The 11,545-nt window shown below is 61.8% G+C and carries 13 protein-coding genes; 2 read left to right on the top strand and 11 right to left on the bottom strand.

From position 1 onward, the window contains the following. Positions 1–31: 31 nt before the first annotated feature. From groES to CEW87_RS11015, 3 genes are all read right to left on the bottom strand, one after another. Positions 32–322, bottom strand: a complete 291-nt coding sequence (gene groES / locus CEW87_RS11025) for a co-chaperone GroES (protein WP_108950805.1) — start codon at positions 320–322, stop codon at positions 32–34. A gap of 182 nt (positions 323–504) precedes the next feature. Beyond that, on the bottom strand, positions 505–2,205 hold the full coding sequence (locus tag CEW87_RS11020; RefSeq protein ID WP_234421728.1) for an autotransporter assembly complex protein TamA: 1,701 nt from the start codon (positions 2,203–2,205) through the stop codon (positions 505–507). A 46-nt stretch (positions 2,206–2,251) separates the two neighbouring features. After that, positions 2,252–3,253, bottom strand: a complete 1,002-nt coding sequence (locus CEW87_RS11015; RefSeq protein WP_108973002.1) for a class 1 fructose-bisphosphatase — start codon at positions 3,251–3,253, stop codon at positions 2,252–2,254. Between the two features lie 172 nt (positions 3,254–3,425). Here CEW87_RS11015 and CEW87_RS11010 point away from each other — a divergent pair, with 172 nt between their 5' ends. Next, the gene (locus tag CEW87_RS11010; protein ID WP_108973001.1) at positions 3,426–4,688 is read left to right on the top strand and encodes a D-amino acid dehydrogenase; all 1,263 of its coding nucleotides are present in this window, start codon (positions 3,426–3,428) and stop codon (positions 4,686–4,688) included. A gap of 27 nt (positions 4,689–4,715) precedes the next feature. Here CEW87_RS11010 and CEW87_RS11005 read toward each other — a convergent pair whose 3' ends face one another. Next, positions 4,716–5,210, bottom strand: coding sequence for a hemerythrin domain-containing protein (locus CEW87_RS11005; RefSeq protein ID WP_108972999.1), 495 nt, complete (start codon positions 5,208–5,210; stop codon positions 4,716–4,718). 182 nt (positions 5,211–5,392) lie between these two features. On the opposite strand from CEW87_RS11005, the gene CEW87_RS11000 reads away from it, so the two are divergent. Further along, positions 5,393–6,580, top strand: a complete 1,188-nt coding sequence (locus CEW87_RS11000; protein ID WP_108972997.1) for a glycosyltransferase — start codon at positions 5,393–5,395, stop codon at positions 6,578–6,580. A gap of 10 nt (positions 6,581–6,590) precedes the next feature. On the opposite strand, the gene CEW87_RS10995 is transcribed toward CEW87_RS11000, so the two are convergent. The 7 genes from CEW87_RS10995 to CEW87_RS10965 all read right to left on the bottom strand — a co-directional run bounded on the left by CEW87_RS10995 (position 6,591) and on the right by CEW87_RS10965 (position 11,544). Continuing rightward, positions 6,591–7,061, bottom strand: a complete 471-nt coding sequence (locus CEW87_RS10995) for a ClpXP protease specificity-enhancing factor (RefSeq protein ID WP_108972996.1) — start codon at positions 7,059–7,061, stop codon at positions 6,591–6,593. Positions 7,062–7,128: 67 nt separating this feature from the next. After that, the gene (locus CEW87_RS10990) at positions 7,129–7,725 is read right to left on the bottom strand and encodes a glutathione S-transferase N-terminal domain-containing protein (RefSeq protein WP_108972994.1); all 597 of its coding nucleotides are present in this window, start codon (positions 7,723–7,725) and stop codon (positions 7,129–7,131) included. A 107-nt stretch (positions 7,726–7,832) separates the two neighbouring features. After that, the gene (locus CEW87_RS10985) at positions 7,833–8,573 is read right to left on the bottom strand and encodes a cytochrome c1 (protein WP_108972992.1); all 741 of its coding nucleotides are present in this window, start codon (positions 8,571–8,573) and stop codon (positions 7,833–7,835) included. Beyond that, a complete protein-coding gene (locus CEW87_RS10980) occupies positions 8,570–9,838 on the bottom strand; it encodes a cytochrome b (protein WP_108972990.1) in 1,269 nt (422 codons plus the stop codon). Before CEW87_RS10980 ends, CEW87_RS10985 begins: the two co-directional genes overlap by 4 nt. Positions 9,839–9,841: 3 nt before the next feature. Continuing rightward, positions 9,842–10,435, bottom strand: coding sequence for a ubiquinol-cytochrome c reductase iron-sulfur subunit (gene petA / locus CEW87_RS10975; protein WP_108972988.1), 594 nt, complete (start codon positions 10,433–10,435; stop codon positions 9,842–9,844). 186 nt (positions 10,436–10,621) lie between these two features. Then, complete coding sequence (recR, locus tag CEW87_RS10970; RefSeq protein ID WP_108972986.1) at positions 10,622–11,215, bottom strand: recombination mediator RecR; 594 nt, start codon at positions 11,213–11,215, stop codon at positions 10,622–10,624. A 5-nt stretch (positions 11,216–11,220) separates the two neighbouring features. Next, entirely contained in the window at positions 11,221–11,544 is a 324-nt protein-coding gene (locus CEW87_RS10965; RefSeq protein WP_108950793.1) for a YbaB/EbfC family nucleoid-associated protein, read from the bottom strand. Position 11,545: the final 1 nt, after the last annotated feature.

Below are 11,545 nucleotides of genomic sequence, written 5' to 3'. Positions count from 1 at the left end.
TCGAATCGAGAATCGTGGGATTGCGGGAGGCTCAGCCTTCAACCACGCCCATGATGTCTTCTTCGCGCATGACGAGCAGTTCGTCGCCTTCGACCTTCACGGACTGGCCGGCGTACTTGCCGAACAGCACCTTGTCGCCCACCTTGACGGCCATCGGACGCACGTTGCCGTCGTCCAGGATCTTGCCGTTGCCGACAGCCAGCACTTCGCCCTGGTCGGGCTTTTCACCGGCGGAATCGGGGATCACGATACCGCTGGCGGTCTTGCGTTCGGCTTCCAGACGCTTGACGATCACGCGATCGTGCAGGGGACGAATCTTCATCGAGTTCACTCCTTAGTACTGTTTAAACTGTGGCGGGACCATCCCGCCGGAAAATTCGCAGTGGTCGCGGCTTGCGCCGGACTGTTAGCACTCACTGCCAACGAGTGCTAATAATAGGGGCGGGGTTTCGCTATTTCAAGAGCGGAGACGGAAGAAAAATTTGCTGCGCCGCAGCGGCGAGCTCAGAACGCGACCGCTACGCCAAAGTGCAGACGCAGCCGGGCGTCGTCGTGGCCCCATGCGAGGTCGATTGCAAGAGGCCCTGCCGGGCTGCGCCAGCGCGCGCCCAGACCGTAGCCGGTGCGCAGTCGGAACTCACTGCGTGAATCCGCGGCATCGCCGGCATCGACGAAGGCCGCAACGCCCCAGTCACGACGAAACCAATGCACGTACTCGCCACTGAGGGTCCCCAGATAACGGCCACCCACGGTCGCATCGCCTTCAGTTACGCCGAGGCTCTGATAGGCATAGCCTCGCACCGATTGCGAGCCGCCGGCGCGGAACAGGAAATCCTGCGGGATACCGTCGCGGGAAGGCGCGAGCGTGGCACCCAGCTCTCCGCGCAGGGTCAGCATGTCGGCCTCGCCGATCGGAAAATAGTGCTGATAGCGGCCATAGAGTCGCACGAAGTCCTGCTCCGCAAGCGCGATACTCGAGCCGCCGCCAATCTGCACCTCGAGGACGTGCCCGCGCCGCGGATCGAGCACGTTATCCACCGCTCGCTGCACCCAGGTCCAGTTTGCCGTCAGCGTTGTCAGGCTGGAGGGATCGGCGCCATCGGGATGCAGGGACTCATGCTGCAACCGCAGGGCAATCTGGGTTTCGATATCACCGCGGATGGTGGTCCGACCGATACCGATCGCCTGGCTTTCGGTCTTCAGTCCTTCGAGATCGCTGTTGTCGATCAGCGCACCGATGCTGTCGCGATGACCGTCCGGCGCCGGCGGAAAGAACAGATCGGCGAAAAGCGACTGGCGCAACTGCTCGAGACGGATGCCCGATGACAGTTCCCATCCGCGCGAAAGAATATTGACGTCGCGATACGCAGCCTCGACCCGATAACCGGTATTGCTCGATACACCTGCACCAAAACTCAGGCGCCGCGACTGGGCCTCTGCCACTTGCACACGCACGGGCACGGCAGCAGCCAGTGCCGGGTCACGCTCGATATCGACCACCACCGACGCAAACTGGGGCGCACCCTGCAAGGCCTCCTGCAAGGCAAGCAAGGCGTCCTGATCGTAGATATCGCCCGCCTCGACCGTGCTGTAGCGCGTAACAAGATCGGCCGGCAGTCGGCTCAAACCACTGACTGCGAGTTCGCCAAGTCTGAAAGTCGGGCCGCTGTCGATCACGACCGACAGCGCCACTTCGGTGCCGGCCTCATTGACTTCGGCACGGGTACTCAGTGTGCGCGCCGCAGCGTAACGGCGGCGACTGACCGCATCGAGCAGTTGCTGTTTGGCACTATCCCATTCGGACTGACGAAAGGGCTTGCCCACCGACAAGGCCCAATTTTCGCGCAGACTGTCGCGCAAGGCTGCCGCCTCGGCTTCGCTCGCACTCGCCAGTTCGCCTTCGAAACCGATATCGACGGCAGTAATGGCAGCCCGTACGCCAGGCTCCACGGTCAGCGTCCATTTGTCCCCGCTACGCCGATCGAGCCTCACTTCGGGGTTGAAATAGCCCTCCGTGGAGAGCAGATCGACAACTTCCCGCCGTGTGCGTCGCACCAGCGCGGTCTGATCGGGCCCGACCTCGGGCACCGTCAGCTCGGCCGACTTAAGCAGGCGCACGTGCTGACGCAGGAGCACGCTGACCGTTTCCGGCGCTTCGAGCGCTACGCTGACACGATCCTGTGCCCTGGCGCTGTTTCCCCACAAGAGGAAACACCCCAGGGCCAGGAGGCTCAAGGCACGGAGAAGCGAATCAAGCTTCAAGATGGTATGAAGTCACGCGTTCGACCTCGCTCTTCGAGCCGAGCACGACGGGTACGCGCTGATGCAGCTTGTCGGGCTGGATATCGAGGATGCGCTCGCGCCCGGTGGTGGCCGCGCCACCGGCCTGCTCGATCAGCATGGCCATCGGGTTGGCTTCGTACATGAGCCGCAGCTTGCCGCCCTGGGCACGACATTTCTCGTCGAGCGGGTACATGAAGATGCCGCCACGGGTCAGCACACGGTGCACGTCAGCCACCATCGACGCCACCCAGCGCATGTTGAAATCGACGCCACGGGGGCCAGCCTTGCCTTCCTGCAGCTCTGAGATGTAGCGCTGAACCGGCGCCTCCCAGTGGCGGGCGTTGGAGGCGTTGATCGCGAACTCGCGGGTTTCCTCGGGTACCGTCATGTAGGGAGTGGTATAGATGAAGCTGCCCATTTCGCGGTCGAGCGTGAAGGCGTGAACGCCCTTGCCCACTGTGAGCACGAGCTGGGTGGAGGGGCCGTAGATCGCATAGCCGGCTGCCACCTGCTCCCGACCGGGCTGCATGAAGCTTTCCTCGGTCGGATCACCCTCGCCCTCGGGGTTGCGCAGCACGGAAAAGATCGTACCCACGGTGACGTTGATGTCGATGTTTGACGAGCCGTCGAGCGGATCGAACATCAGCAGATAGCCGCCCTTGGGAAAGTCGAACGGGATCTGATGCACGGTTTCGACCTCTTCGGACGCCATTGCCGCAAGGTGGCCGCCCCATTCGTTGGCCTGCAGCAGAATCTCGTTGGCAATCACGTCGAGCTTCTTCTGTGCCTCGCCCTGCACGTTGTCGGTACCGGCCTCACCCAGCACACCGGCAAGCGCCCCTTTGGACACATTGACTCCGATCGCCTTGCACGCGCGAGCCACGACCTCGAGCAAGAGCCGCAGATCGGCCGATACGCGTCCGGCGCGCTGCTGCTCGATCAGGAATTGGGTAAGGGTGACGCGACGCATGTGCAAAACTCCCGGAGACGGATGATTGAAGATGTCAGACCCGATTATCCCGTTTCCGGGACGTCTGCGCACCACGAGTTGCACGCTGGCGGTTATCATTTACGGCTTGGCGGTTCGCCGCCCTGCCCCGCACACGCACTGGGCAGCCTCTCTGGAGCACAAAAGCCAAGTTATGCATGTGATGGTTCTCGGCGCCGGCATCACCGGCGTCACCACCGCCTGGTACCTGAAGCAGGCGGGGTTCGAGGTCAGCGTGATAGACCGCCAGCCGCAAGCTGGACAGGAAACGAGCTTTGCCAATGGTGGCCAGATCTCGGTCAGCCATCCCGAGCCCTGGGCCAACCCGGCGGCCCCCTTTCTGGCGCTGCGCTGGCTTGGCAAACACGACGCCCCGCTGCGCTTCAGCCCTCAGGCAAGCCTCGACCAATGGCGCTGGGCGCTGTCCTTTCTGCATGAGTGCCTGCCGTGGCGTGCGAAGCGCAACACCGAGGCGATTGCTGCGCTTGCCATCCACAGTCAGCGCGAACTGCACCGGGTACGCGCAGCCGCCGGCATCGAGAACGACTACGATGCGCGCGAGCAGGGCATCCTTCACCTTTTTTTCAGCGCCTCGGATTTCGCTCATGCACCGGCACGCGCAGAGCAGCTGATGCAACTCGGCATTGAAGCCCGGGCTTGCTCGGCTGCCGAATGCCTTGCAATCGAGCCCGCGCTCGCGACACTCGCACCAACACTGGCGGGCGGTCTGTATGCGCCCGGCGACGAAAACGGCGACGCGATGCGCTTTACCGGTGCGCTGGCGGGGGTGCTTGCGCGCGACGGCGTGCAGTTTCACTATCAGACGACGATCGAACGCCTGACCCACACCGGCGGCCTGATCGACGGTGTCGAGGTGCGTGACCGTGAAGGGCGGGCTGGCACCCTGACCGCGAACGCCTATGTGGTATGCCTCGGCAGCTTCAGCCCCCTCATGGTGCATGCGCTTGGCGAGCGCCTGCCAATCTACCCGGTGAAGGGCTATTCGATTACAGCACCGGTTGCAGATCCCGCGCGGGCGCCGCAGGTCAGCCTGACCGACGAGTCCCGCCGCATCGTCTGCTCCCGTCTCGGAGACCGGCTTCGTATCGCCGGCACTGCCGAGCTCAACGGTTTCGATCTCACGATCGATCCAGAACGCGGCCGTGCCATTCTGGACTGGGCACGGACACGGCTGCCAGGCGCAATCGACCCGGAACAGGCGCAACTGTGGACGGGACTCCGCCCCGCCACCCCGAGTAACCTGCCCATCATCGGCAAGGGCCGCGGCGTCAACCTCTGGTACAACACCGGTCACGGCACACTGGGCTGGACCCTGGCCTGCGGCTCGGCCGAGATTCTCGCGGGCCTGATGCATGGGCGCGCACCGACAGTGCGCTTCCCCGTCCGACACCCCTGACACTGCAGGGGTATCGCGGGGCGTGGCTTAGACCTGTTCGGCGCCGGCCCGGGCAGGCGCCGACGTACAGGCACAACCGCCTGCGTTTGCACTGCCGCTGCAGTCACCCTCAGGCGGGGTAATCACGCCGGTCTCGACGTCGAATCCGATACTGTCCAGATGAAAGGCCAGCGCGGCATCCATGCCGCTGACGTGATTATCGAACCAGGCCGGCAACTCCTCCATCAAGCGCTTGCCAAGAAACGCATCACCGCGCTCAATGCGGTTGCGAACGTCACGCATCACCACCAGCACCCGGTCGTGTTCCGCACGGTGGCAACCGGGAAAGTTCACCTGCTCCATCCAGCGATTTTCCTGATCGAAGTGTGCTTCGGTGTGGGCGATGAAGTCATCGAGCCGCGCTAGAAACTGCTCGGGCGCCGCCTCGACAACGGCGTTGTAGTGGCTCACGAACTCCTCGTGGGTCTTGTCCATCTTTCCGAGACCGAGCTGAAGCTGCTCGTTCCATTGCATCAGTGCCATCCTTGCATTCTCCTGAACATCGGCCCGCGCGGGCCTTGCGGTGCCGCTTTATAACGCAGAATCGTCACCGGACCGATGATGTGGGTCAACCGGAAACTGTAACAACCCATCCTCACCCGAGGTCTGCAATGAAGCAGTCATCGGAACAGACTAGATTGGGCCTACGGCAACCGGCACAGACCATGAATATCCTGATGATTTCAGACGTGTTCTTCCCTCGCATAAACGGGGTCAGCACATCGATAGAGACCTTCCGCAACTCACTCAAGGCACACGGCATCCACTCCAGCCTGATTGCTCCCGCCTATCCGCAGGACGGTGGCAGGAGCACGGACGACCTGATCCGGATTCCCTCGCGCTTCATCCCCCTCGACCCCGAGGACCGGATGATGCGGCGCAGCGCCATCCGCGAGCAGATCGAATCATTGAAACAGCAGCACTTCGACCTGGTACATATCCACACCCCGTTCGTGGCCCACTACGCCGGACTCGAACTGGCGAAGGCGCTCGACCTTCCCTGCGTCGGCACGTATCACACCTTCTTCGAGGAATATCTCTTCCACTACGTGCCCTTCGTGCCACGCGCATGGCTGCGTGGCGCCGCAAGACGATTCTCGCGCCAGCAATGCAACGGACTCGACGCCGTCATCGTGCCCTCGCGAGCGATGGCCGACACACTGGCGGGCTATGGCGTGAATGCGCCCGTACACATCCTCCCCACTGGTATTCCGGAACACCAGTTCCACGGCGGTGACGGCTGTCACTTCCGTCAGCGCTACGACATCCCCAAAAGCAGGCGTCTGCTGCTCTTTGTCGGTCGGGTGGCGCACGAGAAGAACATCGACTTCCTCATCGACATGGTGGGCGAATTGCGCAAGACCGAACCCGCTGCAATGCTGCTCGTTACCGGTGAAGGCCCTGCACTGGGCAGCCTGCGAACAAAGGTCGAACGTGCAGGACTCAGCGAGCACATCCGCTTCCTGGGCTACCTCGACCGTCACAACGAATTGCACGACTGCTATCGGGCCGCAGATGTCTTTGTGTTCGCGTCGCGCACCGAAACGCAGGGACTGGTACTGCTGGAAGCGATGGCACTGGGTACGCCGGTAGTGGCCCTTGCCGAAATGGGGACCGTAGACATCCTTGCGCCACAACAGGGCTGCAGGATCGCACCAAACAACCCGGCCCGGTTCGCGGAGGTCGTCGGCCAGTTGCTGAGCGACTGCCGGCAATTGCAGCAGCTGGGCGTCGATGCGCGGGAATATGCACAACAGTGGCACACCGAAGAAATGAGTCGGCGGCTTGGCGCGCTGTACGAGACGTGGGTGGCAGATCACCAACGTCAGGCTGCGCAATTGAGCGCCGCCTGACGGGTGGGTATTACTTGACGACCTTCAGATGCCCGCCGCGGGGGGGCGGCTGGCGATCGTCACCGGACTTGGGCGACTCGGACGGCTCGGACGATGCCAAAGGCTCCGGCGCAAGCTCGAGCCCGGTCGCATCGGCGTCATCCGCAGCATCTTCCTCGAACGGCTCGCCCTCATCGATGTCCGCCTCGAACGCCATCCCCTGGCCGTTCTCGCGCGCATAGACGGCAAGAACATTGCTCATCGGAATCAGGATGTGCTGCACCGAGCCATTGAAACGCGCCTGAAAGCTGATCGACTCATTGTCCATCGACAGCTTGTTGGTCGCGTCCGACCCGACGTTGAGCACGATCTGGCCGTCCTTGGCGTAGCCGGGTGGCACACGGGTGCTGGAATCGACCCGGGCGGCAAGGTAGGGCGTAAAACCCTGATCAGAACACCATTCGTAGATGGCACGAACCAGGTAGGGCTTGGTGGATACCATGTCTTGCGTGTCCTAAGTTCCGCCCGACCGGAGGGGACGCGCCCCAGCCGGTCCAGGCGTCTTCATGTCAGCGCCGCATTACCTTCTCGGAAGGCGTCAGCGCGTCGATGAAACCCTGACGACTGAAAATGCGCTCTGCGTACTTCATCATCGGAGCAGCCGCTTTCGGCAGCTCGATTCCGTAGTGCTCAAGACGCCACAGCAAGGGCGCAATCGCCACATCCAGCATGGAGAACTCGTCGCCCAGCATGAACTTCTGCTTGGTGAAGATCGGCGCGAGCTGTGTCAGGTGGTCGCGCACATGAGCACGGGTCTTGTCCACGCCCTTCTGGTTGGCCTCGAGTGCAGCGATGTGAGCAAACAGTTCGTGCTCGAACGTATGCAGCAGTTGCCGCGCACGCGCACGCAGGATGGGATCCGGCGGCATCAACTGCGGGTGCGGGAAACGCTCGTCGATATATTCATTGATGATGTTCGACTCGTACAGCACGAGATCGCGATCCACCAGCACCGGCACTCGGCCGTAGGGGTTGATGACCGCAATATCTTCGGGCTTGTTGTAGAGGTCGACATCGATCACCTCGAAATCCATGCCCTTTTCGAAGAGCACGATCCGGCAACGGTGACTGAAGGGATCGGTCGTACCGGAATAAAGATTCATCATGATGTTGCGACTCCGGATGCAAAAAACAAAAGCGCACCACGCATTGATTTGCGCGGTGCGTCTGGAGAGAAGCGAGTGTCAGGCCTTACGGCCATTCACCGATCCGCTCAATGAATATCCTTCCAGTAGTTCTTCTTCAGCGCGAACGCAAGAACGAACAAACCTGCAAGGAAGGCAAGTACGAACATGCCGATGGTCTTGCGCTTCTCGGCGACGGGTTCTCCCATCCAGACAATGTAGGACACGAGATCCGCGATGGCATTGTCGTACTCTTCGGCGGTCAGCTTGCCCGGCTTGACCAGTTCGAGCGTCGAACCATGCTCGCCGGCCTTCGCCACCTGCTCACCCTGAAGCTCCCACAGCACGTGCGGCATGCCGACGTTCGGGAAAACCAGGTTGTTCCAGCCCGTCGGACGGTTCGGGTCACGATGGAACTGGCGCAGGTAGGTGTAGAGCCAGTCGGCACCGCTGCCGAACTCTGAAGCACGGGCACGTGCAACCAGGGTCAGGTCGGGAGGCGCTGCGCCAAACCACTGCTTGGCCTCTTCACGGCGCATCGAGATCTTCATCAGATCGCCGGTCTTTTCACCGGTGAACATCAGATTGTCGCGAATTGACTCCTCGGACAGACCAATGTCCTGCAGCCTGTTGTAGCGCAGGAAAGAAGCGCCGTGACAGTTCAGACAGTAGTTGACGAAGAGCTTGGCACCGTGCTGCAGCGCAGCCGGCTCCGTGCTCACCGGCGCCTTGTCGAGGTGCAGAACAGCACCGGCAGCCATCGCCATTGCCGGCGCAAACAGCACGACGGCAGCGGCACGCTTGATGAAATTGATTACACGCGATTTCATTTGAAAGTCACCCTTTCCGGTTCGGGTTTGCACTTGTCGAGCTTGCTGTACCACGGCATGGCCAGGAAGAAGGCGAAGTACAGGACCGAGCAGATCTGCGAAACCAGGGTACGGCCCGGGGTCGGCGGGAGCACACCCAGGTAACCGAGAATGGCGAAGCAGACCACGAAAATCGCAACAGCGCCCTTGAAGATCACGCCCTTGTAGCGCATCGACTTGACCGGGCTGCGGTCCAGCCACGGCAGGAAGGCAATGATCACCACCGATGCGCCCATCGCCACCACGCCCCAGAACTTGGCGTCGAGACCGAACAGCGGATAGGTCACGGCACGCAGGATCGAGTAGAACGGCGTGAAGTACCACACCGGCGCGATGTGCGGCGGGGTCACCAGCGGGTCGGCCGGCAGGAAGTTGTTGAACTCGAGGAAGTAACCACCTGCTTCAGGCGCAAAGAACACCACTGCGCTGAAGAAGAACAGGAAGGCCACCACGCCGACGATGTCCTTGACCGTGTAGTACGGATGGAAGGGAATGCCGTCGAGCGGGATGCCGTTGGCGTCCTTCTTCTTCTTGATTTCCACACCGTCCGGGTTGTTGGAGCCGACTTCGTGCAGCGCCACGATGTGGGCAGCAACGAGGCCGATCAGCACCAGCGGCACGGCAATGACGTGGAAGGAGAAGAAGCGGTTCAGGGTGGCGTCCGAAACGACGAAGTCACCACGAATCACCAGCGACAGGTCGGGTCCGATCAGCGGAATGGCCGAGAACAGGTTCACGATCACCTGCGCACCCCAGAACGACATCTGCCCCCATGGCAACAGATAGCCCATGAACGCTTCGGCCATCAGCACCAGGAAAATCAGGGTACCGAAGATCCAGATCAGCTCGCGCGGCTTGCGATACGAGCCATAGAGCAGACCGCGGAACATGTGGAGATAGACCACGATGAAGAATGCGGAGGCACCGGTCGAGTGCAGGTAACGGATGATCCAGCCACCCGGCACATCGCGCATGATGTACTCGACGCTGGCAAAAGCCACCGGCACACCAGCTGCGTTCAGCGAGGCATCGGGCTTGTAGTGCATGACCAGGAAGATACCGGTCACGATCTGGATCACCAGAACCATGAGCGCCAGCGAGCCGAAGAAATACCAGAAGTTGAAGTTCTTCGGTGCGTAGTACTCGGTCAGGTGACCCTTGATCGACGAGGTCAGCGGAAAACGCTCATCGACCCAGTTCAGCAAGGCTTGAGATTTGGTCGTCATCACTTACGCCTTTCCGTCGTCGCCAACGAGGATAGTGGTGTCCGCAAGGTACTTGTGCGGCGGAATTTCGAGGTTGTCCGGCGCCGGCATGCTCTTGTACACGCGGCCAGCCAGATCGAACATCGAACCGTGACAGGGGCACAGGAAACCGCCCGGCCAGTCAGCAGACATGCCTGCTTCCGCGCCCGGCTTGAACTTCTCCGACGGCGAGCAACCGAGGTGCGTGCAAATACCGACCGCGACCAGATACTCCGGCTTGATCGAACGGTGCTGGTTCTTTGCGTACTCGGGCTGCTGCTGCTTCTCCGAACCCGGGTCGCTGAGGTTGGGTTCGGCTTTCGCAAGCGCCTCCAACATCTCGGGGGTGCGACGGAGCACCCAGACCGGCTTGCCGCGCCACTCGACCGTCATCATCTCGCCCGGAGCGAGCTTGCCCACATCCACCTCAACCGGCGCGCCTGCTGCCTTGGCGCGCTCGGACGGCGTCAGACTGGCAACGAACGGCACTGCCGTCGCCACGGCGGCAGCGCCACCTACGGCAGACGTTGCCAGCAACAATGTGCGGCGACCGCTGTCCATCTTTTGTTCAACGCTCATGACCCTCTTCCCAGTATGGAAAACGAAAGACCTGGATACAAAAACCCAAGGATTATAGCGAACTCACTGCAACAGAGAAAGCCATAGACCGCTCAAGACCTTGAGCAGTCAAGGATTTCAAGCCCCTGCGCACGCCGGACGACGCCTCGAAGGCCCCGCACATGCCGCGGCGCACCATATCAGCCATCAAAGCCCCCGTCGCTCGACCAGGGCCTGGGCGATCGTGCCAATGTCGGTATGCTCAAGCTCGCCGCCCACCGGCACACCGCGCGACAGCCTGCTCACGGACAGTCCCCGCGCGCCCAGCAAGGTGGCAAGTGTATGCGCGGTTGCCTCACCTTCGTTGGTGAAGTTGGTGGCAAGAATCACTTCCCGCACACTGCCATCGCCCGCCCGGGCAAGGAGCTTGTCGAGCTTCAGCTCGCGCGGCCCGACGCCGTCCAGAGGCGACAGGCGCCCCATCAGGACGTAGTACAGCCCGTTATAGGACTGTGTCTGCTCGATCATCGCAAGATCGGCAGGCATCTCGACCACGCACAGCAGACTGGCATCACGCCGCGGACTGGCGCAGCGCTGGCACACAGCCTCTTCGGTGAAGGTGTTGCAGCGGTCGCAATGACGCAGCACTTCGAGTGCATGACCCATCGCACGCGCCAGGCGGCCTGCGCCACGCTGATCACGCTGCAACAGGTGATAGGCCATGCGTTGCGCCGACTTGGGGCCAACCCCGGGCAGGCAACGCAGGGCGTCGATCAGTTCGTCAAGACTCGAAGGCTGCATTGGAATCAGAACGGCAGCTTGAATCCGGGCGGCAGGTTCAGGCCCGAGGTAAAGCCGGCCATGCGCTCCTGAGTGGTGCTCTCGACCTTGCGCACGGCGTCATTGACAGCCGCAGCGACGAGATCCTCAAGCATTTCCTTGTCGTCCATGACCGAGTCGTCGATCGAGACCCGGCGCACATCGTACTTACAGGTCATGACGACCTTGACCATGCCGGCACCGGACTGGCCGTCGACTTCGACGCTGGCCAACTGGTCCTGCATTTTCTTCATGTTTTCCTGCATCTGCTGGGCCTGTTTCATCAGGCCTCCGAGACCGCCTTTCATCATG

The organism is Parazoarcus communis (assembly GCF_003111665.1).
Lineage (GTDB): Bacteria > Pseudomonadota > Gammaproteobacteria > Burkholderiales > Rhodocyclaceae > Parazoarcus > Parazoarcus communis_B.
This window is presented reverse-complemented; position numbering and strand designations above follow the sequence as displayed.

What these genes read in the sequence shown, in the direction of transcription:
- CEW87_RS10985 (WP_108972992.1), bottom strand. Translation starts at nt 8,573, where the DNA reads ATGAAATCGCGTGTAATCAATTTCATCAAGCGTGCCGCTGCCGTCGTG.
- CEW87_RS11015 (WP_108973002.1), bottom strand. Translation starts at nt 3,253, where the DNA reads ATGCGTCGCGTCACCCTTACCCAATTCCTGATCGAGCAGCAGCGCGCC.
- CEW87_RS11000 (WP_108972997.1), top strand. Translation starts at nt 5,393, where the DNA reads ATGAATATCCTGATGATTTCAGACGTGTTCTTCCCTCGCATAAACGGG.
- recR (WP_108972986.1), bottom strand. Translation starts at nt 11,215, where the DNA reads ATGCAGCCTTCGAGTCTTGACGAACTGATCGACGCCCTGCGTTGCCTG.
- CEW87_RS11005 (WP_108972999.1), bottom strand. Translation starts at nt 5,210, where the DNA reads ATGGCACTGATGCAATGGAACGAGCAGCTTCAGCTCGGTCTCGGAAAG.
- CEW87_RS10990 (WP_108972994.1), bottom strand. Translation starts at nt 7,725, where the DNA reads ATGATGAATCTTTATTCCGGTACGACCGATCCCTTCAGTCACCGTTGC.
- CEW87_RS10965 (WP_108950793.1), bottom strand. Translation starts at nt 11,544, where the DNA reads ATGATGAAAGGCGGTCTCGGAGGCCTGATGAAACAGGCCCAGCAGATG.
- CEW87_RS11010 (WP_108973001.1), top strand. Translation starts at nt 3,426, where the DNA reads ATGCATGTGATGGTTCTCGGCGCCGGCATCACCGGCGTCACCACCGCC.
- CEW87_RS10995 (WP_108972996.1), bottom strand. Translation starts at nt 7,061, where the DNA reads ATGGTATCCACCAAGCCCTACCTGGTTCGTGCCATCTACGAATGGTGT.
- CEW87_RS10980 (WP_108972990.1), bottom strand. Translation starts at nt 9,838, where the DNA reads ATGACGACCAAATCTCAAGCCTTGCTGAACTGGGTCGATGAGCGTTTT.
- groES (WP_108950805.1), bottom strand. Translation starts at nt 322, where the DNA reads ATGAAGATTCGTCCCCTGCACGATCGCGTGATCGTCAAGCGTCTGGAA.
- petA (WP_108972988.1), bottom strand. Translation starts at nt 10,435, where the DNA reads ATGAGCGTTGAACAAAAGATGGACAGCGGTCGCCGCACATTGTTGCTG.